Below are 22,826 nucleotides of genomic sequence, written 5' to 3' on the forward strand. Positions count from 1 at the left end.
AAGCCGCGGCGCCTGACAGGCGCCGCGGCTTTTTATATGGATCGACAGACCCTCACACGCTCCTGACCACGACACTGGCAAAGCGGAACCAGCCGCGGCCGTCCCGCCACAGGCCTGTCAGGGTATCCCGCAGCTGCCAGCCGGTAACAGTGGTGTACAGAGGCGCCACCACGCCCTCCTCCAGCAGCAGGGCCTCCGCATCATGGAGGCAGCCGCTGCGGGCGGTACTGTCCTGAGCGCTGGCGATGATGGACAGCAGCGTATCATAGGCGCTGTTGGCATAATTTGCAATATTCTCCCCGCTTTTGGAGACCCATGGCATCAAAAAGCATTCCGGATCGTTGGCCACCGCCCGCAGTTCCACTCCGGCCAGGGTGAACGTGCCCTCCGCCAGAGCCTGGGACAACTCCTCCTCTGTGACGGCCCGGGCCGTCACCCGCAGGTCCAGCTTCTGGTTCCACATCTGGCACAGAGCCTGGGCCACAGCCGCGGCGCCGGCACCGTCGTCCACATACAGGTATTCCAGATCCCCCAGTCCCCGGCCGCCGTCGTAACCGGCCTGGGACAGCAGCTCCGCCGCCTGGGCGCAGGCGTCGGCGTAGTGATTGGGGTCGTTGTCCAGCAGAGCGCTGTCCGTCCGGAAGGCCGTGCCGTCACTATCCGGCACATCCGGAGGCACCAGGCCCTCCGCCGCCCGGGCGTCCGTGCCCGCCGCCTGGGCCAGGGCATTCCGGTCCAGGACCAGTGTCAGCGCCCGGCGCACCTCCGCCTCATCGAAGAGATCCCGGGCGCAGTTGAGCACCACCGCATAGGTGCTCAGCTCCGCTGTCAGCGACTTTGTCTGGTCCGCCGCCCGAAGCTCCAGCTGCTCCTGAGGCAGTTCGCCCACAAAATCCACAGTTCCCGCCTCATACAGGGCCCAGGCCTCCTCCGCAGTGTCCGCAAAGCGGAACGTCAGCGTCTCCGGGCCCTTGAGCCGGCCGTAATAGTCCTCATAGACTGTAGCCGTCAGGCTCTCGTCCCGGGTATAGCCGCTGACTTGGTAAGGGCCGTTGGTCACCAGGGCGGACACGTCACTCCACCAAAGCGCCTCTTCCGTCTCCGCCGTGCTCTCAGCCTCTTCCGCAGACTGCTCCTGATCCTCCCCGGTCTCCTCCGGCTCCCACCGCTCCATCAGATCCCGCCGCAGCGGCATGGTAGCGGTCGCCGTGCACACCTGCGTCAGGAACCACTCGTAATTGCCGTTCAGTACCACCACAAGAGTGGAGTCGTTCTCAGCACTCACCCGCAGCAGGCTCATATCTCCGCTGGCCCGAGCTTCCTCATAGCCCGCCACAATGGACAGCAGCGAAGCATAGGGGGAATTCCGCTCCGGGTCCGCCAGGCGCTGCCAGGCGTAAACGAAATCGTCGGCCGTGACCTTCTTCCCGTCAGACCATTTTGCGCTGCGCAGGCGGAAGGTCCAAGTGACGTTGCCATCCACGTCAGTCTCCGACTCGGCGCTCTTCGCCATGCCGCTGACCGCCGTCAGGGCGCCGTTTTCATCCACGGACGCCTGCATCAGGTTCTCATACAGGTGGGTCAGGATCGTCTGGTCCGCGGCGCTGACTGCATAGGTGGGGTCCAGGCTCTCCGGCGCCGCACCGACACACACGAACAGATCCATGCCCTCCTCCCCGCCGCTGCATCCGGCCAGCAGGCTCAGGCACAGCGCCGCCGTCAGCAGCGCGCACGCCCATCGCATTTGTTTCTTCATTCATATCGCTCCTTTCCTGGGAGTAAAGAAGAGGTGCCGGCTCCGCGGCACCCTCACAGCTTCCAAAGCAAAGACATTATAAAGAACTTTCGCAGCCTTGTAAAGTTCTTTCACGGAAAAAGTAACAAAAAATTACAAATTTTAAGGTTTGTTCACAAACTCGCCGCCCCGTGGTATACTCAAGAAAACCCGATCGGCAAGGAGGAATTCCCCATGGGAGACAAGGACAATTTCCAGAAGCCGGATACCGCGGAGGACCTGCGCGCCGCCATGGAGGACCCGGAGGTCCAGGCAGTCAACCAAGCCCTTTCCCGGCGGTTTCTGAAGAATAACCGGCCCAAGAGCCTGGCCGTGGTGATCTTTTTTGTGGCGGCGCTGCTGCTGATGCTGCGCCTGTCCGATCTTAGCGCCTCGTCGGTGACGCCCTCCGCCCTGCGGACGGCGGAGACTGTGGAGGCCTGTCTGGACGGAGCGTCCCCCCAGGTCCTGACCGACCAGCAGCGGGAGGCGCTGCTGGATCTGCTGGACCAGGCCAAGGTGAAGCGGGCCACTGGTACCATTGACACCACCCCGTCGAAAGACAGCTGTGTTTTTATCGCCGGAGAGGACCAGTTTACTCTCACCAGCGACGGCTGGCTGCTGACGGAGAAGAACACCTACGACATCCTCACCTTCACTCCGGAGGAGTTCTGGAGCCAGCTGGAGACCCTGCTGGCGTCCTGATGGACCGCCCCGCGCAGCAACAAGCGCCGGAAACCGCATGGTTTCCGGCGCTCTTTTATTCTACTACGGTCAGCTTGCCGTCCTCGCCGAATTTCACCGGGACGATCTCGTTCCGGGTCTTTTGGGCGATGTCGTCGATGCGCATTTTGGCGGGGTAGTCGGAGATGAAGGTCACCGCCACGCCCTGGCGCTTGGCCCGGCCGGTGCGGCCGATCCGGTGGACGTAGTCTTGGTTCTCGTCGGGCACGTCGCAGTTGAACACGATGTCCACGTCGTCCACGTCGATGCCCCGGGCCGCCACGTCGGTGGAGACGAACACCCGCAGCTTGCCCTGGCGGAACTGGTCCATGACCTGCTCCCGGCGCTTCTGGGGGATATCGCCGTGGATGCACTCGGCGTCCACACCCAGCATCTGCAGGAACTTTGCGATCCGCTCTGTGGAGCCCTTGGTGTTGCAGAAGGCCATGCACCGGTCGAAGCCGGTCTCCTCCAGGATGCGGGCAATGGCGTCGGCCTTCTCGTTCTGGGGCACCTCCATGCGGAACTGCTTGATGTCCGGCTTGTTCTGCTCGTCCTCCCGGACGGTGATCTCCGCCGCGTCGCGCTGGTAGACCCAGGCGATGTCCATGACCTCCCGGGAAATGGTGGCGGAGAAGAGGCCCAGGTTTTTGCGCTTGTTCATCTTGTCCAGCAGGCGGGTCACGTCGTGGATGAAGCCCATGTCCAGCATCCGGTCCGCCTCGTCCAGCACCACGGTCTTTGCCGTGTCCACCCGGACAGTGCGGCGCTTCATGTGGTCGCTGAGCCGTCCCGGCGTGGCCACCACGATCTGGGGGCGCTTTTTCAGCGTGTCGATCTGCCTGCCGATGGGCTGGCCGCCGTAAAGGCAGACGGTACGGACGCCGGGCTTGAACTCCGCCAGGTCCCGCAGTTCGTCAGTGATCTGGATGGCAAGCTCCCGGGTGGGCGCCAAAATCACCGCCTGGACACTCTCGTCCTCCGGGTCTACGTGCTCCACGATGGGAATGCCGTAGGCAAAGGTCTTGCCGGTGCCGGTAGGCGCCTTGGCAATCACATCCTGCCAGTCCATCATGGGCGGGATGCAGCCCGCCTGGACCGGCGTGGACACCTCGATCCCCCGCTTTTCAATGGCCCGCATGATCTCCGGAGACAGGGAAAGCGTATCAAACCGGACGCCCTGTGTATATTCCATAGTCGTTACTTCCTTATTTTCTCGATTTTCTCTTCAATCCATCTTTCCGCTGCGGCTGCGGGCAAAGATCCAGGGCACCGCAAAGGCCGCCAGCACCACGGCCGGCATAACCAGCGAGAGACTTCCCACGGCCATTGTCCAGGCGATCAACGCCAAACCCGCCAGCATCCAGATCCATCCGGCAAAGCGGTGAACCGCCTTCCACTGGAGGGGGTTTTCCTCCAGGCCGGAAAACCGCAGCGCCAGGCGGCTGTCCAGGGGACAGTCAAACATATGGGATCCCAGCAGCAGCAACAGCAGACCCAGCGCACAGGGAGTGACAAAAGACAGCTGCAGCATTTTCTGTCCGGCAGAATGGAAAATCAGCCAGCTGCAGAAAATGACGGACAAAACGGGAAATCCCCACCGCCCCAGCAGGCGCACCGGCGCAGCCGGAATGGTCATGCGCTTTTGGTTCAGATGAAGCTGCATGTGGGTAATCGCGTCCATCAGGCACATAAAGGCCGGCATCCCAAACGCCACCATCCACCGCGGCAGAGAGTCGTCCTGCCCTCCAGGGCCGATCAGCCCGGTCTCCACAACTCTGGGAATCTCACTCCAAAAGCGCCACCCCAGCAGCATGGGCATCGCGCAGACCGCCAGTGTCACGGCCAGCAGCGCCCGCCGCTTTTCCACTGAGGCATGCTTGCCGAAGAGCTTGGCCCCTGTCATCTCGTCTTCCCGGCTCAGGGCCGCTTTCTTTTTCTGTTTGCTCATGGCTCGGGCGGGTCCCTCCTTTGAAAATCCAGCCGTTTCGGCAGAAAAGTACATATGAATGATATTATATCCATAAAAATAAGGATTGTAAAGTATTCTCTGGCAGAGCCGCCCGTTTTCCTCGCTTCACGGTGGTTCATTTACGCAAAGTTTTCGTCCATTATTTGTAACAATAGTCAAAATCTTCCTCTATTTTGTCTGTTTTTTCTATTTTTTGTAGTAAAATTTTGTATTGTGATGGAAGGATTCCCTGTTTTTATGCTACATTAGTAAGCGAACGCAAAATCCCATGGGATTGGAGGGTCAACCAATGACCGACATGGACTACGTGCGGATCCTCCGGGATCTGCGTGAGGATGCCGACAAAACGCAAACACAAATCGCCCAGGTGCTGGGGACGTCGCAGACCATGTACGCCCGCTATGAGCGCGGCGCAAATGAGCTGCCCATCCACCATTTGATCACGCTGAGCAAATACTACGGGGTCAGCACAGACTATCTGTTGGGGCTGTCAAAAGAACGGTAAAACGCGGACAGGAAGAGCGTTCCTGTCCGCGTTTTCTATTTTTTCAGCCCGGCACTCACGCCGTCCTTTCCGGGGCGCCGCTGCCGCGGGTGACAGTCCAGTCATCCAGATCACCGGTGACATCGATGGTGACGGTCCGGGTCTCCTGACTGCCATCCTCCCAGACGGTCAGCACCTCATAGGTATAGTGGTATGCCCCGGTCTCCTCCAGCGCCTCGGTGATATCGATATCCTGGTCCGCATGGAGGATCAGCCGCCCGTTCTCCCGGGTAACCAAATGCTGCGCATCGCTGTCCACGGTAATATGGACCTGATTCCCCTCCTCATCCTGGGCCAGCAGGGTATCCTCTCCCGACCAGGCAATGATCCGGAATTGGCGGAACAGCGCTCCGTCCGTGGCATAGTTCACCGCTCCGGCAGTGACGGCCAGGGCCATCGCCATCACGGCGGCGATGGCTGCCGTCCGCAGCAGCTTCGGCAGGCGCCGGGCGTGGGTTTTGTTTTTCATTTTGTAAAAGACCTCCTCTTTTGCCTTCTCAGAGGCCCGCAGCCTGGAAAAGGTCTCGCGATACAGTTTTTCGTCAATCACTGGCTTTCAGCCTCCTTCAATCTCAGTTTCAGCTGCCCTCTGGCCCGCAGGAGCCAGGTCTGGACGGTGGAAATTTTCGCTCCCAGCAGGGCGGCGATCTCACGGACGGCGTAGCCCTCATAGTAATAGAGGTAAATGGCCGCCCGGTACTTAGGCGGCAGGGCCATCACCTGGCGAAACAGCTCGCTTTGGGCCGGTGTGTCCCACACCGGCGTATCCGCCGCCTCCTCCAGAGGCCCGGTCCGGCGCCGCCAGGGTGTCCGCAGCAGGTGCCGGCACTCGTTCACCGCCACCCGGACCAGCCAGTTTTTCTCGTGATCCGTTGATTCAAATGCTTTTTGGGCTGTGTAGAGCTTCAGCAGTGTCTCCTGCATCACGTCCTCCGCATCCGCCCGGCTGCGGGTGCAGCTGTATGCCAGCCGAAACAGCATATCCCCATATCGTTCCACCGCCAGGCGGAATTCCGCGTCCGTCAACTTGTCTCACCTCGTTTGCTCCAGAGTGGAAAGGCCTTTCTATCAGGAATATCCCCCGGCGCCGAAAAAAATCCCGGGCCGGGGGATATTTTTTCGGCGGAGCCGGAAAAACCGGCTCCGCCGCATCGGGCTTATTTTCTGTGGGGCACCCGCCAGATGTTGTCCGCATACTCCGCCACAGCCCGGTCGGCGGCAAAGACGCCGCTGCGGGCGATGTTGTGCAGGCTCATGCGGTTCCACTGAACGGGGTCGGCATAGGTCCGGACCACCCGGTCGGAGGCCTGGCAGTAGCTGTCGAAATCCGCCAGCAGCAGATACTCGTCGGCAGGGCTGCCGCCGGCGCCGAAGAGCAGCCGCTGGTACAGATCGTCGTAGCGCACGCCGTCCCGGAAGCCGTTGCGCAGGGCATCCAGGCAGCGGCTGAGCACCGGGGAGCGGTTGTAGATCCGCTGGGGCACATAGCCCTCCCGCTTCATCTGCTCCACCTCGTCGGAGTGCAGGCCGAAGAGGAACATGTTCTCGTCGCCCAGCAGCTGGTGCATCTCCACGTTGGCGCCGTCCAGGGTGCCGATGGTCAGGGCGCCGTTCATCATGAACTTCATGTTGCCGGTGCCGCTGGCCTCCTTGCCGGCGGTGGAGATCTGCTGGGAGACCTCGCTGGCGGGCATCAGCTGTTCCGCCAGGGAGACCCGGTAGTTCTCCAGGAACACCACCTGCAATTTGTCCTTGCAGATGGGATCGTGGTCGATCTGGTCGGCCAGGGAGTTGATGAGGTGGATGATCCGCTTGGCCACGGCGTAGCCCGGGGCCGCCTTGGCCCCGAAGAGGAAGGTGTGAGGCTGGGTGATGGCATTGGGATCATCCTGCAGCCGCTGATACAGCGCGATGATGTGCAGCACATTCAAAAGCTGCCGCTTGTATTCGTGCAGGCGCTTGACCTGCACGTCGAAGATGGCGTCCGGATTCAGGATCACGCCCCGGGTCTTTTTGGCATGGGCGGCGAAATCCCGTTTGTTGGCCAGCTTGATCTCGGCCAGCCGATCCAGAACGGTCCGGTCGTCGGCAAAGGCGTCCAGCTTCTTCAACGCCTGGGGGTGCAGAAGGTACTCGTCTCCGCCAGTCAGTTCCTTGATGAGGCTGTCCAGCCGGGGATTGATCTCACTGAGCCAGCGGCGGTGGTCGATGCCGTTGGTGACGTTGCGGAACTTCCATGGCTCCATACCGCAGGCGTCCCGGAACACATCCTTGCGCAGGATCTCGGAGTGGAGGCCGCTGACGCCGTTGACAGCCATTCCGCCGGCGATGCACAGGTTCGCCATGCGGACCTCGCCGCCCCAGACGATGGCCATTTTCTCCGTCTTGCGGGGATCGTGGTAGAAGTCCTCCACCTTCTCCTGCCAGCGGCGGGAGATCTCCAGAGTGATCTGCCAGATCCGGGGCAGGAAGTGCTCGAAGAGGTTCTGGGGCCAGCGCTCCAGGGCCTCCGCCAGAACGGTGTGGTTGGTGTAGGCCACAGACTGGGTGGTGATGCGCCACGCCTCGTCCCAGTCCATGCCGGCGTCATCGATGAACAGCCGCATCAGCTCCGGGATCACCAGGGCCGGGTGGGTGTCGTTGATCTGGATGACATTCTTCTCATGGAAGTTGTGGAGGGTGCCGCAGGTCTCCAGGTGCTTGGCCACGATGGACTGCATGGTGGCGGAGACGAAGAAGTACTGCTGCTTGAGCCGCAGGGACTTGCCCTCCAGATGATTGTCCTCCGGGTAGAGGACCTTGGCGATGGTCTCCGCCATGGCCTCCTCCTCGGCGGCCTTGAGATACTCGCCCCGGGAGAACAGGGACATGTCCACCGGCTTGGTGGACCGGGCGTCCCACAGCCGCAGGACATTGACGTGCTCCGTGCCGTAGCCGGCGATCTCCATGTCGCAGGGGACCGCCTGGACCACGGTGGCATCCTCATGGATAATGTGCAGATGGCCGTTGTCCCAGAATTCCCGGACCTTGCCGCCGAAGCGGACCTCCTGGGCCTCAGCAGGCTTGGGCAGCAGCCAGGCGGCGCCCAGGTCCTTCCAGTTGTCCGGCAGCTCCACCTGCTGGCCCTCCACGATCTTCTGCTTGAAGATGCCCAGCTCATAGCAGATGGAATAGCCGGTGGCCGGGATCTCCAGGGTGGTCATGGAGTCCAGGTAGCAGGCGGCCAGACGGCCCAGGCCGCCGTTGCCCAGCGCCGCGTCGGGCTCGATCTCAAAGATATCTGCCGCTTTAAAGCCCATGTTCTCCAGCGCCTGCCGCAGCTGAGGCAGGATCCCCAGGTTGTAGGCGTTCTTCATCAGGCTGCGGCCCATGAGGAATTCCAAAGACAGGTAGTGGACCTGCTTTTTCTGTTCCTTGCGGGTCTTTCTGCGGGTCTCGACCTCCCGCAGTGCCATTACATCCCGCAGCGTCAGGGCACAGGCCCGCATCATCTCGCCGGGGAGCGCCTCCTCCGCCGTCTTGCCGAAGTGCAGCATCAGCTTGGCGGACAGTTCTTCTTCCAGTGACTTGGTGGTAAATTTCTTCATGAATCCTCTCGCTCCGCCCTTTTACTTGCCGGCGGGTCCTTTCTTCTGGCTGGTCTCTTTTTTGGCCGCGGTCTTTTTTGCGGCGGGTTTCTTCCCGGCAGCCTTCTTGGCGGGCTTCTCCGCAGGAGTCTCCTTCGGAGCAGATTCCGCTTCAGGGGCTGCCTTTTCCTCCTGGACGGTCAGCGCCTTGGGCCCCTCCTCTTTCACCGTCAGGGCCTTGGAGCTCTCTTTCTTGACGGCCAGGGCAGACTCCGGCTTCACAGCCAGCGCCTTCTCCGGAGCGCTCTCCTCTTTGGGAACTTCTGCGGAGACGGACGCCTCCTCCTTAGTGGTTTCCTCCTTGGGATTCTCCGTCTTTTTGGAAGTCCTTCTGGCAGCGGGCTTCTTGGGGGCCTCCGCCTTTTTGGCGGCGGATTTCTTCGCTGCGGACTTCCTGGCCGCAGTCTTTGCGGTCGGCTTTTTGGCCTCGGCGGGCGGTTCCTCCGCAGGCGCGGCTTCGGCGGGGACGCTCTCCGCGGCGGGAGCGGCCTCGGCGGCAGGTGCCTCCGCGGGAGCAGGTTCGGCGGCAGGCTCCTCCACAGGCGCGGCCTCGGCGGGAGCCTCCGTCACCGGCGTCTCCGCCGGAGCAGACTCAAAAGGGGGCGCTTCGGGGGTCTGAGGCGGCCAGGTCTGGCCCGTGACAGAGGCGTAGATCCGCAGGTAGTCCCCGGCGCTCCGTGCCCAGCTGAAGTCGCACTCCATAGCCCGCTGGCGCAGGCGGCCGAAGGCGTCGGGATAGTCCTTGTACAGATACACGGCCTCACGGACCACATACAGCATATCACCACTTGCGTAATTTGCAAAGGTAAATCCGTTGCCGGCGTCCCGCCAGGCCTCGTAGGGCTGGACGGTATCCTTCAGGCCGCCGGTCTCCCGGACGATGGGCACGGTGCCGTAGCGCATGGCGATCATCTGGCTCAGGCCGCAGGGTTCGCTCTTGGAAGGCATCAGGAACAGATCGGCGCCGGCGTAGATGGCCATGGACAGATCCTCGTTGTAGTCCAGGCGCACCGCCATGCGGCCGGGATACTGCTGGGCAGCCCAGTTGAAGAACTCCTCGTACTTCCGGTCGCCCTTGCCCAGGATCACCAGCTGCATGGGCATCTCCATCAGGTCGTGGATCACCTCGCACAGCAGGTCCAGGCCCTTGTGGCTGACCAGACGGCTGACCATGCCCACGATGGGGGTGTAGGGCTCTTCCCGCAGGCCCATCATCTTCTGCAGCTCCGCCTTGCACCGCTCCTTGCCGCTCATCTCGCTCACGGAGTAGTTGGCGGCGATGTGGGGATCGGTAGCGGGGTTGTAGCGCTGCATATCGATGCCGTTGAGCACGCCGGAGACCTTGTAGCCGCACTGGCGCATGATGCCGTCCAGCCGGTGGGCGAAGAAGGGCATCTTCAGCTCATTGGCATAGGTGGGAGACACGGCGTTGACCGCGTCGGCGCAGAGGATGGCGCCCTTGAGCAGGTTCACGTCGCCGTCCATGAGGATGGTGCCGTCGTCAGCCCAGCCGTGGTCCAGGCCGAACAGATCGCCCAGAGTCTGCTTGCCGTAGCGGCCCTGATACTCGATGTTATGGATGGTCAGCACCGTCCGGATGGAGCGGTAGCGGTCCATCCGCACACCGTCGTCCTTCAGATAGACGGGCACCAGGGCGGTCTGCCAGTCGTTGCAGTGGATGACCTCCGGCCAGAACTTCATGTGGTCCAGCATCTGCACCACGGCCCGTGCAAAGAAGCCGAAACGCTCGCCGTCGTCCATGTAGCCGTACAGATCCGGCCGGTTGAAATACTGCTCGTTGTCCAGGAAGTACCACGTCACGCCGTCCCGCTCCAGGGAGAACAATCCGCAGTAGCTGTGGCGCCAGGCCAGGTCCACATAGTCGTAGCAGAGGAAGTTCAGCTCATGGCCGTAGCGCTCCCGCACCTTCTGGTACAGGGGCAGCACCACCGCCACCTCAGCGCCGCTGGCAGCCAGAGCCGGAGGCAGAGAGCCCGCCACATCCGCCAGACCGCCGGTTTTGCAAAAAGGCACCGCCTCGCTGGTCGCATATAAAATCTTCATGGTCCACTCCTTTCTTTCGGCCCGTGGGAAACGGGCCGGGAAAACAGGCCGGGGCCGCTGCGGTCCCGCCGGGTCCTCCCACACAAACACACAAAAATGCGGGCGTTTTCGCCGCCGCCAGGGCATCCCGCCCTTCGGCGGCGAAAACGCCTCGTCCCTAACAATGGTTCACTTCCGGCCCGCAGGCCGCACCGTCAGAGGCAGGGCGCTCTGCCCCGCCTCAGATGACGCTGCCCTTGGCCAGCACGATGGGATACGAACTGTGGCCCATCAGCGTCCGGTCCGCCAGGACCTCCACGTTCTTGTCGGCAATCAGATAGGATACCTCCGCATTGCGGCGCACCGCCGTCTCCTTGAACAGCACGCAGTTGCGCACCACGGCGCCGGCCTCCACCACCACACCGGGGAAGAGGATGGAGTTCTCCACCACACCCTCGATGCTGCAGCCGTCGGCCACCAGAGAGTTGATGCAGCGGCCGTCCGGCCCGATGTAGGACGAGCACTTGTCGGTGCCCTTGGCCCGGATGGGCCGCTCGGGGCAGAACAGCTCCGCCCGGATGGCGGGGTCCAGCAGCTGCATGCTGCGGTCATAGTACTCCTGCACGGAGCGGATCTGCGCGGCAAAGCCGCCCCAGACGTAGCTGTTGAGATAGAGGGTATCCTTTCTGGCCTGCAGCACATCCCGCCGCCAGCTGAACTGGTCGTGGCTGGCGCACTCGTCCACCAGCTCCAGCAGCAGCTTGGTGGAGAGGATGTAGACCTCCAGGCCCCGGTAGCCCCTGGGGGTGTGGAGGTGGTAGAGGACGTCGGTGATCCGCCCCTCCTTGTTCCGCTCGAAATAGGTGCCGTTCTCAGTCCGGAAGCTGTCGTTGCCGCAGACCACGGTGATATCGGCGCCGCTCTTGAGATGCTGTTCAAAGATCTCCGTCAGCGGCAGGTTCACCACCAGGTCACCGTCCATCAGCGCCACATAGTCCCGGCGGATCTCCTGCAAATAGGAGCGGACTCCGGCCAGAGCCTCCATCTTGCCCCGGAAGGCCCCCTCGCCGTACTTCTCCTTGAAGGCGAAGGGCGGCAGCAGCTTCAACCCGCCGCGCTTGCGGCTCAGGTCCCAGTCCTTGCCGGTGCCCAGATGGTCCAGCAGGCTCTGGTAATGGCCATGGAGCACGATGCCCACGTCGGTGACACCGGCGTTGACCAGATTGGACAGGGAGAAATCCACCGCCCGGTAGCGGCCGCCGAAGGGCACGGAGGACGCGGAGCGGATCTCCTCCAGCTCCCGCAGGTCGTTGCGCTTTTCGTAGGAAAAGATGATGCCGTGCATACCGTTCATTTGGACACCTCCTCACCGTTTCGGTCCAGCATGATGCCGGGCCGGACCTTCCGCCCGTTCTCCACCTGGCAGCCGGGTGCCAGGACCGTCAGCCCCCAGGAGTCGGGCAGGACATCCTCCGGCGCGCCGCCCACCTGGCAGCCCTCGCCGATGCGGCAGTTTTCACCCAGGATCGCATACTTCACCACGGCGCCGGGTTCCACGGTGACGCCGGGCAGCAGCACGGAATAGCTGACTTTGGCACCCTCACCCACAATCACGTTGGGCGAGAGAACGGAGTTCTCCACCACGCCCTCGATGACGCTGCCGCGGTTGAAGGCGCTGTGGCTGACATGGGACCCGCGGCCCAGAAAAGCCGGCGGCGCGTTGACGGACCGGGCATAGATGGGCCAGGATTCATCCAGCAGGTCCAGGCCGGACTCCGGAGAGAGCATATCCATGTTGGCGTCCCAGAGGCTCTCCAGGGTACCCACGTCCTTCCAGTAACCGGAAAAGCGGTAGGCGGCCATGACCTCGCCGTTGCCCAGCATGGCGGGGATCACGTTCTTGCCGAAGTCGTTTTCAGAGTTGGGGTTGGCCTCGTCCTCCGTCAGGTACTTGCGCAGAGCCTTCCAGGAGAACACATAGATGCCCATGGACGCCAGGTTGCTCTTGGGCTCCTTGGGTTTTTCCGCGAACTCGGTGATGAGGTCGTTCTCATCCACGCTCATGATGCCGAAGCGGGGCGCCTCGGACCAGGGCACCTCCATAACGGAGATGGTACAGGCGGCGCCGGCGGCCTTGTGGCGCTCCACCATCTTGGCGTAGTTCATCTTGTAGATGTGGTCGCCGGAGAGAATCACCACGTAGTCCGGATCATACAGGTCGATGAAGCCGATGTTCTGGTAGATGGCGTTGGCAGTACCCTTGTACCAGGTGCCGCCCTTGCTGCCCTGATAAGGCGGCAGGATGTGGACACCGCCGGTGGTGCCGTCCAGGTCCCAGGGAATGCCGCTGCCGATGTAGCTGTTGAGCTCCAGAGGACGGTACTGGGTCAGGACGCCCACCGTGTCGATGCCGGAGTTGGTGCAGTTGGAAAGAGGAAAGTCAATGATGCGGTACTTGCCGCCGAAGGGCACGGCGGGCTTTGCCATATCGCCGGTGAGAACGTAGAGGCGGCTTCCCTGGCCGCCCGCCAGCAACATGGCGATACACTCTTTTTTCATTTTTTCTCCATCTCCTTTGCCTGTTGTTTCTTCCTGGGCTTGGGGAAGGTTCCCTCACCCCGCAGGAACACCGCGCCAAACGCGGGGATGCGGATGGCGGCGGAGTGCTCCCGCCCGTGGGAGGGAATGGCCTCCACCGGCACCGGCGAGGTGTCGCCGAAGCCGTCACCGCCGTAAATGGGGTCGTCCGTATTGAACACGGGCACATACCGCCGGTGGGCCGGAACGCCCATGCGGTACCCCTCATATGTATTGGGGGAGAAGTTCACTGCGCACATGAGGTCGCGGCCCTTGCTGTCCTTGCGCAGGAACACCACCACGTTGTTGTGGTTATCGTCCGGCACCAGCCACTCGAAGCCCTCCCAGCCAAAGTCGATCTCCCACAGAGCCGGGTTCTTCTGGTAGAAGGCGTTGGCCTCCCGGAAGAAGCGGTGGATCTTCTGGTTGATGGGCTGGTCCAGCAGATACCAGTCCAGCTGGCCGTCGGAGTCCCACTCGTGCCACTGGCCGATCTCGGCGCCCATGAAGAGGAGCTTCTTGCCGGGGTGGGCCAGGAGGTACGCGTAGAAGCCCTTCAGGCAGCGCAGCTGATTTTCGTAGTCACCGGGCATCTTCCCCACCACGGAGCCCTTCATGTGGACCACCTCGTCGTGGGAGATGGGCAGCACGAAGTTCTCGGAGAAGGCGTACATCATGGAGAAGGTGATGTCCTTATGGTGGTCCTGGCGGAACCAGGGATCCAGCTTGAGGTAGTGGCACATGTCGTTCATCCAGCCCATGTTCCACTTGAGGTTGAACCCAAGGCCCCCCACGTCGGCAGGCCGGGTCACCAGGGGCCAGGCAGTGGACTCCTCCGCCACCATCAGCACATCCGGGTCCACGGAGAAGGCCATGGCGTTGAGCTCCCGGAGGAAATCGATCGCCTCCAGGTTCTCGTGCCCGCCGTACTTGTTGGGAGTCCAGGGGCCGCCCTGGCGGTCATAGTCCAGATACAGCATGGAGGCCACGGCGTCCACCCGCAATCCGTCGATGTGGTACTCCTCCAGCCAGAAGCGGGCGGAGGAGAACAGGAAACTCTTGACCTCCGGCCGGCCGTAGTCGAAAACCCGGGTGCCCCAGCTGGCGTGCTCCCACTTGTTGGGGTCGCTGTACTCGTAGCAGCAGGTACCGTCGAACTGATACAGGCCCTGCTCGTCCTTGCAGAAATGGGCAGGCACCCAGTCCAGCAGCACGGAGATGCCGTTTTTGTGCATATGGTTGACGAACCACATGAAGTCGTGGGGCGTGCCGAACCGGGAGGTGGGGGCGAAGTATCCGGTGCACTGGTAGCCCCAGGAGTCGTCCAGCGGGTGCTCTGTCACCGGCAGCAGCTCGATGGCGTTGTAGCCCATGTCCTTGACATAGGCCGCCAGCTCTCTGGCAAGGTCCTTGTAATCCACGAAGTCCCCGTTGTCCCGCTTCTTCCAGGAGCCCAGATGCACCTCGTAGATGTTCAGCGGCGCATGGTACACCGGACGGGCCGCCTTCTTCTTGCGGAAGGCCGCGTCCGTCCACTTGAAGCCGCTGATGTCATACAGCTTGCTGGCGGTGGCGGGGCGGGTCTCTGTATGGAAGCCATAGGGGTCCGCCTTCTGGTGGACCGCGCCGTCAGCGCCCCGGACGGCAAACTTGTAGGCAGTATAGGGCTTGAGCCCAGGGATAAACCCCTCCCAGATCTCTCCTTTTTGTTTGAGGGGAGAGGCGGACACGTCCCAGTCGTTGAAGTCTCCCACCACGGAGACCGCCTGAGCGTGAGGCGCCCAGACCCGGAAGGTCCAGCCGGCCTTTCCGCGTTTTTCCTCCGGGTGGGCGCCGAACCAGCGCCAGCCGTCGGTCAGTTCGCCCTTATGGAAACGGTCTACTAGATCTCTCTTTGCCATGGCAGCAGCTCCTCTCCCTGCGCGTCCGCGGGGCGGGCAGGTTCCTTGATTTTTTAGGGGATAAATGACTTGTTTCGGACCCGATTTTACTTTATATATTATACTTCCTGCAAAAAATACCGTCAAGGATGGTCCTGTCGAAAAAGCTGGGGAAGAGTTGTTTGAATCGCCTAATTTTTCCAGGATTTCAACAGGATTATTTTGACGTTTTTGTCAATTCCCTCAAGATGATGTCAAAATTTTGCGATCTCTTTTCACAGCTTTCACAAATTGCAGAGCCGTCCGCCTCCACTTTTCTACTATCGCGCGGTGCACCGTCTCTGGCAAATGAAACCAGGGAAGAGACCGCATAGGCAAACAAATCCTGCGGATACTAGCTTTTGCCAAGGGGCTGCCGCCAGCGGGCAGGCAGAGCAAAATCAATCAGACAAAAGGAGTTTTCGATATGAAGGCAACTGGAATCGTGCGGCGGATCGACGACCTGGGACGGGTGGTCATTCCCAAGGAGATCCGCCGCACCATGCGCATTCGGGAGGGCGACCCGTCACAGACAACATGGACATGGTGGGAGATGTTCTGCTTTGGAATGCTGGATCTGGCAAAAAGAACCGGTCTGGATTGTACATCATGACGAAACCGGCGGGCTCTACCGTGGGCATTCGGGAGGGGTCATGTACCCGAAAAAACGGAAAAAGATCAAAAAGCAGCCCCCGTTGGCCAGTGGCCAACGGGGGCTGTCGTCTTGGTTTGCTGCTTACCAGGTCACATATTCCTCACAGAACCGCATGAGCATGACCGCCGCCTGGGCGCGGGTGGCCTGGCCCTGGGGAGTGAGGGTGGAGCCGTCGCCGGTGCCGTTGATGATCCCGGCGCCCACGGCCCACTGCATAGCGGAGATGGCATACTCACTGAGATCCGCCACATCCGTATAAGACAGGATATTGGTGTTCTCACCGATGGACACATCATAGCCCTGCTCCTGGGCGAAGCGATACAGCATGGCGGCAAACTGCTCACGGGTGATGGGGTCATTGGTGCCGAACAGGCCGTTGCCGTAGCCGCCCACAATGCCCTCGCTGGACGCCCAGCGGATGGCCTCGGAATACCACTGGCCCTGAGCCACATCGGTATAATCCATGGCGTAGTTGACCACGGGGCTGCCTGCCATGCGCCAGAGGATGGTGGCGATCATGGAGCGGCTGGTGGTAGCGTCGGGGGCAAAGGTGGTGGCGCTGATGCCTGCCATCAGGCCGTGTTCATAGACATAGGCAGCGGCGTCCTCATACCATACGCCCTCCGGCACATCAGTGAAGGGCAGCTCCACCGCGATCTCCCGGAAGGAGACCTCAATCTCCACCCGCCCGGCGGGCATCTTAAAGGTGTACTCGTTGCCGCCCTTATGGGTTAGGTCGATTTCTTTGCCCTTGCTGTCAGTGACCGTCAGGGTGTCCAGCTCGTAGCCCTCGTCGGGGATAGCGGTCAGGGTCACGGTCTCCCCCTTTTCGGCATAGCGCCGGGAGAGCTTGAGTTCGCCGCCGGTGACCCGGCTGGGCAGCGTGATAGAGTAGGTGGGATCACTGTCACCGCCGCCGGAGGAAATCCTGTCAAACTGAGTAGTGAGGCTGCGGTTGCTGTTGGCCACGAAAGTATAGTTGGGGTTGGTACTCACAGTCGTGCCGCTTTCCACCCAGCCCACGAAGCGGTAGCCCGGATTGTTGGTAGCGGTGAGGGTGACAGATGTACCCGCTGTGTACTTGCCTCCGCCGGACACGGTACCTGCACCAACGGGATCAACATCGGCGGAGATAGTGTAGATTGGTGCGGGCTCGCTGATCGTCAGTGTAAATTCCTTGCTGTCGCTGCCGCTGGCATTGGTGGCGGTCACGGTAAAGGTAGAAGCCCCCGCCGCTGTCGGGGTGCCGGAGATTGTGCCATCACTGTTCAGCGTCAACCAATTAGGCAAATCGCTGGAACTCCATGTAATGGTGGCATCTCCGCTGGCTACAAGGGTTTGGTTATACTTGGTGTTCACCGTGCCATCGTTCAGTCTTTCGGTGGTAATCTTCGGCGGCTGACTGCCGTTAATGGTTCCCTCCAGCTTGCCGCCGTTATCCACGATGATCTTGCCGTTGTTGGTCAGCTTGCCATTACTGTTAAGAGAGGAATCATCCGGGATGGTCAGGGTCTCGTCGCTCGCAATTTCAAGGTCGTCCTCCAAGGTCACATCGCCGTAGACAGTGCCGCTCTTGCCGTTAAAGACGATACCTCCGTTGCCACCGCTGCCTGCACCAACCTGAACAACCGTTTCCTTATTCTGAGCCATTATTTGACTGTTTCTTGTATCCACCACTGCGTTGCCGCTGACGGTCAGGCTGGAAGTGCCAGCATTGTTCGTGCCAGACCAATAATAGTAAATTCCGACACTACCATTGCCACCGGTGGTCAGGCTGCCATTATTTACCGTAATAGTAGAAGTGGATGTGGCGGTATCAGATAGTAGATAAACTCCATATAGGGAAGGAGATGAAGCTGTAACATCCGCACCGTCGATATCCAGGTTCGTATTCTTTGAACTACAAAGCGTAATTCCTGAATTACTCCCTTTCGGTTCGACATCTAAGCTGCCAGAACCCTTAATAGACAAGGAGGCATTTCCAGTCGTGGACTCTACACGAATCCCGCCGGTTCCCGTTATGGTACTCGTTCCTTGGGATACTACTATTTTGAGAGAAACATCGGCAGTTTGACTAAAGGCAATCACGCTACCGTCATAGGTGTAACCTTCTGCAACATTCACAGTTTGATTGTTAGTAATCTCCGCCTTATTCAGCGTAAGGGTGAAGGTGGCGGCATCATAGGAAAACTGACCGTTGGTAGGTTCTGTACCGTCAACCTTTGTCCAAGTTCCATTTTTGTTTTCATAGCAGCCGCTTTCTGTGATTTGCTGACCGCCTATAAACAGCTTAATTTCTTCCGCCGCCAGCGCCGTGACGGGGAGCAAGCCCAGGCAGAGGGCCAGCACGCAGAGCAGGCTTAAAAATCGTTTTTTCATCTCACAGTTCCTCCTTCCGGGCAGCAGCGCCCGTCCCTGTATTTCCCGCAGGCAGGGATGTTCCGGTATGGGGTTCCCCATACCGGAAAGAGCCATGGCTCTTTCCGATGATATTTTCGCCGCAGCTGCCGCAGCCGCAACTTGTATCCTTACTTTACCATAAAAAATCTTCTTTCGCTACCCTCTCTTTTGCCCCCTGAAATGGCCCATTCTTCGTTGGGGGATATGCTCATGTGGGCGGTGAGCTCCCGCACTGTCATGTATTCCATAGGGGCTTCCCCGATAACATTTTTTATTTATAGAAGATTGCAGGGCAAGGGGTCAAGGCGGTACGGCATATGAAAAATGATGCGAAACTTACAGTGGATTTTGCTGAAAGACTGTGATATGTTGTTGCGCTGTAAGGAGGCGAAACACATGCACGATACGCTGAAGCGACTGTATGACAGATTTTACACTCCGGTGCCTATGGAGGAGGCCGAGCAGGAAATCGAGACTTGTCACCGGCAACTCATCGAGCGCCTGGAAAAACCCGAGAGAAAACTGGTGCTCCGGATCATGGACGCACAGGGCCTGATTGCGGAGGAACGCTCCGTGGACAGTTTTATCTGCGGATTCCGTCTGGCGTGGGAACTGGCAAACGAACTGAATCATTTTGAAACGAACAGGCATCCATCTCCAGTGGAAGAAACGGAGATGGATGCCTGATTTTATCTACTCAATAACGATAGCTTCCCCCAGCCGGTACCGGCACAATCCAAAGCCAGTTTCGGAGCGCTCCAAAATGGTCTTTGGGATCTGCCTAAGATACTTCCGTCCAAAGCTGGTGGTGCCGAAGTACGCGTCAAAGTTTGCCACCGGCAGCACCACCCAGTCGGAATCTTCCGGCTTGTTGGCAAAGTAGTAGGCCGCCAGCGTCTCCACCATCTCCACGGGAACGCCCTTAGGCGTGAGACTGCGAAGTTGCTCCACCAGCGTGGGCAGCAGTTCCAACTCCTTATTCCGGAGCGGCCCCAGATCCAGGGCCTGGGCCAGAAAGCTGTCAAACCGCAGGCCCCACTGTCCCTTGGTGGTGGGGGCGAACAGGGGAATCTGCATCTGGATCACCTTGTCCTGCCAGGCATGGTCAAAGCCTTTCTCAATGGCAGCACACTTCTTCTGGGCGCTGCTGGATACCCGTCCGGGATTTTCCCGCACGAAATCCACCACTCGATGTACATGGCGGTGAAACCATCCACTGCCGTTTTCCTCCACAAGGCCGGGAAAATCCCTATGGAGTTTTCCAAAATCACTGCCGAACTGCCACGCCTCCCGGGGCGTGGCTTTTTCGCTGTCCGGCACACTGCACCAGGCGCACAGGCCCCGCTTGGCATAGTCGATGCGTTCCCGGGGCGCTTTGACCGGGCTGCCATTCTCATTATGAAACAGAAATCCTCTTGCCAGGATGGTCAGTACCCGGTTGAGCCCCTCAAAGTCCAGAATAGTGTCGAATGTGAACCGGCCCAGGTAGGTGGTGTCCTGCTTGTTCCGGGCAGTGTAGTTTACCACACCGGTGTAGTCCTGAAACTCCTTCCACTCATTCAGCATGGTCCACCTCCAGAACATGTTCCTCGATATGGTCCGGCAGCAGATCCCACAGCAGGTTCCGCTTACCCAGGGCCACCACATAGGGTACCGCCAGACTGGGCCGGATAATCTTATTCAGCAGCTTGCGGCAAACCTTGGACACCACGGCCCGCTCGTTGCCGCTGAAGGGGGCAGACAGATAGGCCTCCATCATCTTCTGGAAGGCCGGGGAGTCCGCCGGGCGGCGGAGCTGCTTCCGTTCCCGCGCTGCCTCCAGATCGTCGCTGTCGCAGACCAGATCACCCAGCAGACGGAACCCGCCATGGCGGAAGTCGGTCAGGAGGTCGTAGTAGTTGGCTCCCTCCGGCAGCCACTCCCGCAGGAATGTTTCTCTCTGTGCTTCTGTCATCAGGTGCCACTGCTGTTCCACAATCTCCTTTCGCAGAGCGGCGATACGCTCCGGGGAGAGCTGCTGGAAGAAGGCATACAGTTCGTCGCTGTCGCAGAGTTCCTCTTGTCCTCTGGCGTAGAGGATGCGGTCAATGTCCGTTTTCCGCTGCTGTCCCTTGGCGGGGGCGCGGCAGGCCCGGACGCGGGAGAGGCAGTGCTCGTAGTCCCACAGCAAGGCAGAGACAGAAGAAAGAATGTTCTCATTCAGCTGTTTCTTCCAACTTCGTTCCTGGGCAAAAGCGAACAACTCGCCGTCCTTTGCCGGTTTCTCCTGAACCTTCGGCGTGTTGCGCTCCAGCTGGCGGGCCAGCCAGGGCAACCGCTCCACCGGGGAGTCCACCGTGTCCCAGTCGATCCCGGCAAAGAATGCCTCCAGACGCTCCCGGTGGGTGGGCTCGTACCAGGTGCGGTTACGCTCCTCCGCACGTTCCAACAGATATTTGTACTGGAGGAAAGGAGTGCGCTTCACCTTCCGCCCACCCAGAAATTCATCCAGGTTAGGACGCACGCCGGTCTTGGCCGCGTCGATCTCCAGGCCGCTGTAGATGGCCAGAGCCTCCAAGTCCCGGCGGCACCGCTTGCGCTCCTCCGGGTCAGCGTGGTCGTTGTAGGCAATGACGCTGCGGTCTAAAGCTGCGTTGCAGATCTGTCCGATGCGGGCGGCAAAGGTGTTTTCCACCGTCTGAAACCGGGCCTGCCAGTCGTTGGCGTCGGACTTGGCTGCTGATAGAGCGGGAATCTTCAGCAGGGGCAGGTTGGCGTTGTTGGAGAGCTGCTGATGGACATCGTAATCATAGTTCCGCTTCACACAGCGGTTCAGGATGGGATCGGCAATGGTCTTGATGAGGTCGCCGTCGTAGTCAGCGCCGCCCAGCCGCTCCGCTGCCAAACTGTCAGCGGTCACCATGACCACATCGGTGAGGTGGCCCAGGTAGTGTTGGCGCAGGTCGTCTCCCTCTGGGTACACCGACAGCTGCAATTCCTCGTTCCGGGCGATGTGAGGGTTGCGGAGAAGGGTGCAGCTGTCCTCATGGTCATAGGCTGCACCAGGAGCAAAGAAACAGTCCTCCGCGAAGAAGTCTCCCAGCACTTGGTTGCAGAAGTCCCGCTCACCGGGCAACTGGAACACACGGGGCGCGATCAACTGCCGCAGCAACTCCAGCAGATCACCGGAGAGAAAACGGTTGTCCCCTGGCACCAGCAACCGCCCAACGGCATATCCTCGGAGGATCTTCCGGGCCTGTCCGTCCAGCTGTTCCACGTAAATAGGCTCGCGGATAAACTTCGGATTTTTCTCCAGTACCCGGGCCATGATGTGCGCGCGGCTCCCCTTGGGCTGGCTCAGGCCCCGGCGAAAATATTCTCGCTGATATGCTTCGTTGGCACGAAAGTTATAGTAGGACGTCTCGGTGGCCTTGGTCAGCCACTGCCGGGAATCATCCTCCGGGCTGTGGTCCCAGCCCTCCGGCAGGTCGGCAGGGCGGAACTCCTCCGGCTGGATGGAGAGGGTGGAGAGAAATTGGTAGTTGAGCTCCACCAGCTTTTCCGGCTCCGTCTTGCTCAGGTTGGTGATGTACAGGGCGTGGTTGTAGTCCCGAAAGGCGTCCCAGTAGTCCTCCCAGGTCATATTGTTCTCCCGCAGCCAGCCGTAGGCTTTGAACTGACTGCGGGTGAGGATGATGTCTACATTGCGGACAGGGTGCGACTTGCCCCAGATGTCTACGATGCTCTGGGTGCCGCTGCGCTTCAAAAAATCCTTGAAATCCACCTGATGGAGCATCCCCTTGATGTAGGGCATACGGATCTGGAAGGAGGTGTGGGTGTGGATGCCGCAGCAGGCCTTGTCCACTACCTCCGCATACTCTTTGGAGATGAGGCCCACGCCGTCAAAGCAGGTGATGTCCAGATCTTCCAGTGTATCTGCCCGGTAGAAGGTTCCCGGCTCTCTGTCTTCCCGCAGGGTGATGACAGGGGCTCGCTCCACTCTCTTGGTTGGATTGTCTATGACGATGACCCGGTGATTTTTGTCAATGCGGATGCCGTCTACCCGGGTTCCGCTGGAGAACATGAGACCATTGTAGGCGTAGAGTTTACTGAGTTGGCATCGGCCCAGTTCCATATTCAGCATGATCCGCTGGCGCATGGGCTCGTACAGTTCCGCCCAGATGAAGGAGAGGCGGGACTGGCGGCTCATGCTGGCGGAGCGTTCAAAAGCCACATAGCGGTGTGGGCCGCTGCCGAAGTCCAGAGTGATCCCCTCGGGACGGAACATGTCTCTGGCCTTCTCCCGGCGGGCCTGCTGCGTCTTCCCGGTTCCACGCCGGTCGAAGATGCCGGCGAAGTCCATATAGAACAACACATCGGAAAGAGCCGTGACCTTCTCCTCGCCACGCTCCCGCCAGCCCTCCCCGTGGAGTTGGTACATCAGCTGGTGGAACATAGCGCAGCTGTCCTGCTCGTGCCTGGCTCCCGGTACCTTGCAGTGCTCGGTGGCGCTGCGGTTCAGGGTAAAGGTGAAAACGCCGTCTTGCTCCATGGCATAGCTCATCACCGCCCGGGCAGAGAGTTCGTAGATCTGATAGGTCGTCATTGGCTCAC

At 60.4% G+C, this 22,826-nt stretch carries 17 protein-coding genes and 1 pseudogene; 5 read left to right on the plus strand and 13 right to left on the minus strand.

The window, feature by feature from the left end; all coding sequences use genetic code 11:
• Nucleotides 1-52: 52 nt before the first annotated feature.
• Nucleotides 53-1,756, minus strand: coding sequence for a peptide ABC transporter substrate-binding protein (locus ACVDHE_RS03720; protein ID WP_458885637.1), 1,704 nt, complete (start codon nt 1,754-1,756; stop codon nt 53-55).
• A 213-nt stretch (nt 1,757-1,969) separates the two neighbouring features.
• On the opposite strand from ACVDHE_RS03720, the gene ACVDHE_RS03725 reads away from it, so the two are divergent.
• A complete protein-coding gene (locus ACVDHE_RS03725) occupies nt 1,970-2,479 on the plus strand; it encodes a hypothetical protein (RefSeq protein ID WP_458885638.1) in 510 nt (169 codons plus the stop codon).
• 55 nt (nt 2,480-2,534) lie between these two features.
• On the opposite strand, the gene ACVDHE_RS03730 is transcribed toward ACVDHE_RS03725, so the two are convergent.
• Nucleotides 2,535-3,692, minus strand: coding sequence for a DEAD/DEAH box helicase (locus ACVDHE_RS03730; RefSeq protein ID WP_213039708.1), 1,158 nt, complete (start codon nt 3,690-3,692; stop codon nt 2,535-2,537).
• A 33-nt stretch (nt 3,693-3,725) separates the two neighbouring features.
• Nucleotides 3,726-4,448: an SdpI family protein gene (locus tag ACVDHE_RS03735; protein WP_458885639.1), complete on the minus strand. Its 723-nt coding sequence runs from the start codon at nt 4,446-4,448 to the stop codon at nt 3,726-3,728.
• Nucleotides 4,449-4,758: 310 nt separating this feature from the next.
• On the opposite strand from ACVDHE_RS03735, the gene ACVDHE_RS03740 reads away from it, so the two are divergent.
• Nucleotides 4,759-4,974 carry a helix-turn-helix domain-containing protein gene (locus tag ACVDHE_RS03740; protein ID WP_418726248.1) on the plus strand — a complete coding sequence of 72 codons (216 nt, stop codon included), beginning with the start codon at nt 4,759-4,761 and terminating at the stop codon, nt 4,972-4,974.
• 55 nt (nt 4,975-5,029) lie between these two features.
• Here ACVDHE_RS03740 and ACVDHE_RS03745 read toward each other — a convergent pair whose 3' ends face one another.
• From ACVDHE_RS03745 to glgB, 7 genes are all read right to left on the minus strand, one after another.
• Complete coding sequence (locus ACVDHE_RS03745; RefSeq protein WP_458885640.1) at nt 5,030-5,482, minus strand: hypothetical protein; 453 nt, start codon at nt 5,480-5,482, stop codon at nt 5,030-5,032.
• Nucleotides 5,483-5,559: 77 nt separating this feature from the next.
• A complete protein-coding gene (locus ACVDHE_RS03750; protein ID WP_458885641.1) occupies nt 5,560-6,039 on the minus strand; it encodes an RNA polymerase sigma factor in 480 nt (159 codons plus the stop codon).
• A gap of 131 nt (nt 6,040-6,170) precedes the next feature.
• Nucleotides 6,171-8,600, minus strand: coding sequence for a glycogen/starch/alpha-glucan phosphorylase (locus ACVDHE_RS03755; protein ID WP_458885642.1), 2,430 nt, complete (start codon nt 8,598-8,600; stop codon nt 6,171-6,173).
• A gap of 21 nt (nt 8,601-8,621) precedes the next feature.
• Nucleotides 8,622-10,703: a glycogen synthase GlgA gene (gene glgA / locus ACVDHE_RS03760; protein WP_418725472.1), complete on the minus strand. Its 2,082-nt coding sequence runs from the start codon at nt 10,701-10,703 to the stop codon at nt 8,622-8,624.
• A gap of 220 nt (nt 10,704-10,923) precedes the next feature.
• On the minus strand, nt 10,924-12,036 hold the full coding sequence (gene glgD / locus ACVDHE_RS03765) for a glucose-1-phosphate adenylyltransferase subunit GlgD (RefSeq protein ID WP_458885644.1): 1,113 nt from the start codon (nt 12,034-12,036) through the stop codon (nt 10,924-10,926).
• Nucleotides 12,033-13,241: a glucose-1-phosphate adenylyltransferase gene (locus tag ACVDHE_RS03770; protein WP_458885645.1), complete on the minus strand. Its 1,209-nt coding sequence runs from the start codon at nt 13,239-13,241 to the stop codon at nt 12,033-12,035. Before ACVDHE_RS03770 ends, glgD begins: the two co-directional genes overlap by 4 nt.
• Entirely contained in the window at nt 13,238-15,160 is a 1,923-nt protein-coding gene (gene glgB, locus ACVDHE_RS03775; protein ID WP_418725474.1) for a 1,4-alpha-glucan branching protein GlgB, read from the minus strand. Before glgB ends, ACVDHE_RS03770 begins: the two co-directional genes overlap by 4 nt.
• A gap of 445 nt (nt 15,161-15,605) precedes the next feature.
• Between glgB and ACVDHE_RS03780 the strand changes: the two are divergent.
• Nucleotides 15,606-15,704 (plus strand): annotated as a pseudogene (locus ACVDHE_RS03780) (AbrB/MazE/SpoVT family DNA-binding domain-containing protein); the annotation flags it as partial.
• A 210-nt stretch (nt 15,705-15,914) separates the two neighbouring features.
• Here the strand turns inward: ACVDHE_RS03780 and ACVDHE_RS03785 are convergent.
• A complete protein-coding gene (locus ACVDHE_RS03785; protein WP_458885646.1) occupies nt 15,915-17,483 on the minus strand; it encodes an S-layer homology domain-containing protein in 1,569 nt (522 codons plus the stop codon).
• A 384-nt stretch (nt 17,484-17,867) separates the two neighbouring features.
• On the opposite strand from ACVDHE_RS03785, the gene ACVDHE_RS03790 reads away from it, so the two are divergent.
• Together ACVDHE_RS03790 and ACVDHE_RS03795 are read left to right on the plus strand one after the other, a co-directional pair.
• A complete protein-coding gene (locus ACVDHE_RS03790) occupies nt 17,868-18,197 on the plus strand; it encodes a hypothetical protein (protein ID WP_458885647.1) in 330 nt (109 codons plus the stop codon).
• A gap of 432 nt (nt 18,198-18,629) precedes the next feature.
• The gene (locus tag ACVDHE_RS03795; protein WP_458885648.1) at nt 18,630-18,920 is read left to right on the plus strand and encodes a DUF6809 family protein; all 291 of its coding nucleotides are present in this window, start codon (nt 18,630-18,632) and stop codon (nt 18,918-18,920) included.
• A gap of 6 nt (nt 18,921-18,926) precedes the next feature.
• On the opposite strand, the gene ACVDHE_RS03800 is transcribed toward ACVDHE_RS03795, so the two are convergent.
• Complete coding sequence (locus tag ACVDHE_RS03800; RefSeq protein WP_458885649.1) at nt 18,927-19,799, minus strand: hypothetical protein; 873 nt, start codon at nt 19,797-19,799, stop codon at nt 18,927-18,929.
• Nucleotides 19,789-22,818: an RNA dependent RNA polymerase gene (locus ACVDHE_RS03805; protein WP_458885650.1), complete on the minus strand. Its 3,030-nt coding sequence runs from the start codon at nt 22,816-22,818 to the stop codon at nt 19,789-19,791. Before ACVDHE_RS03805 ends, ACVDHE_RS03800 begins: the two co-directional genes overlap by 11 nt.
• Nucleotides 22,819-22,826: the final 8 nt, after the last annotated feature.

The sequence above is a fragment of the Dysosmobacter sp. Phy genome, assembly GCF_054476235.1.

Bases quoted from the DNA above. Each gene is read 5' to 3' on its own strand.
- ACVDHE_RS03770 (WP_458885645.1), bottom strand. From the start codon at position 13,241: ATGAAAAAAGAGTGTATCGCCATGTTGCTGGCGGGCGGCCAGGGAAGC.
- ACVDHE_RS03745 (WP_458885640.1), bottom strand. From the start codon at position 5,482: ATGAAAAACAAAACCCACGCCCGGCGCCTGCCGAAGCTGCTGCGGACG.
- ACVDHE_RS03755 (WP_458885642.1), bottom strand. From the start codon at position 8,600: ATGAAGAAATTTACCACCAAGTCACTGGAAGAAGAACTGTCCGCCAAG.
- ACVDHE_RS03730 (WP_213039708.1), bottom strand. From the start codon at position 3,692: ATGGAATATACACAGGGCGTCCGGTTTGATACGCTTTCCCTGTCTCCG.
- ACVDHE_RS03725 (WP_458885638.1), top strand. From the start codon at position 1,970: ATGGGAGACAAGGACAATTTCCAGAAGCCGGATACCGCGGAGGACCTG.
- glgD (WP_458885644.1), bottom strand. From the start codon at position 12,036: ATGAACGGTATGCACGGCATCATCTTTTCCTACGAAAAGCGCAACGAC.
- ACVDHE_RS03785 (WP_458885646.1), bottom strand. From the start codon at position 17,483: ATGGCTCAGAATAAGGAAACGGTTGTTCAGGTTGGTGCAGGCAGCGGT.
- ACVDHE_RS03800 (WP_458885649.1), bottom strand. From the start codon at position 19,799: ATGCTGAATGAGTGGAAGGAGTTTCAGGACTACACCGGTGTGGTAAAC.
- glgB (WP_418725474.1), bottom strand. From the start codon at position 15,160: ATGGCAAAGAGAGATCTAGTAGACCGTTTCCATAAGGGCGAACTGACC.
- ACVDHE_RS03735 (WP_458885639.1), bottom strand. From the start codon at position 4,448: ATGAGCAAACAGAAAAAGAAAGCGGCCCTGAGCCGGGAAGACGAGATG.
- ACVDHE_RS03795 (WP_458885648.1), top strand. From the start codon at position 18,630: ATGCACGATACGCTGAAGCGACTGTATGACAGATTTTACACTCCGGTG.
- ACVDHE_RS03740 (WP_418726248.1), top strand. From the start codon at position 4,759: ATGACCGACATGGACTACGTGCGGATCCTCCGGGATCTGCGTGAGGAT.
- glgA (WP_418725472.1), bottom strand. From the start codon at position 10,703: ATGAAGATTTTATATGCGACCAGCGAGGCGGTGCCTTTTTGCAAAACC.
- ACVDHE_RS03805 (WP_458885650.1), bottom strand. From the start codon at position 22,818: ATGACGACCTATCAGATCTACGAACTCTCTGCCCGGGCGGTGATGAGC.
- ACVDHE_RS03720 (WP_458885637.1), bottom strand. From the start codon at position 1,756: ATGAAGAAACAAATGCGATGGGCGTGCGCGCTGCTGACGGCGGCGCTG.